The following is a 334-nucleotide window of genomic DNA, read 5'->3' on the forward strand; positions in this document are numbered from 1 at the left end:
TCATTATGTTGAGTGGGATGCTGAGCTTGGTAGGCCTCTTCGCTTTAAATCAGTTCCACCATTTTCAGTTGGCGAAGTTCTTTCAATAACAGGCTCTTTAAATGGCCAAAACGATGGGTATTTTGAGCTGCTAAACAAAGATTCAGATGGTAGCCAGGTGAATAAGGTTGATGGCCAGTCCCAAGATGACCCAACATGGACAAGTTTTGTAACTGAAAGCACATCGAATGCTGCGGTTATTGTCGAAGATGGGGGCGGCGATGGTCAATTTAACGGGCCCTTTTTCGCATGCCCTGCAGGTGAAGTTACTGACAAACTTTGGTTCGATTTTCGT

At 44.9% G+C, this 334-nt stretch carries 1 pseudogene; it reads left to right on the top strand.

From position 1 onward, the window contains the following. Positions 1 to 334: pseudogene (locus tag C2M25_RS20710) on the top strand (host specificity factor TipJ family phage tail protein); the annotation flags it as partial.

It is taken from the genome of Pseudoalteromonas sp. T1lg21 (assembly GCF_002964625.1).
Lineage (GTDB): Bacteria > Pseudomonadota > Gammaproteobacteria > Enterobacterales > Alteromonadaceae > Pseudoalteromonas > Pseudoalteromonas gelatinilytica.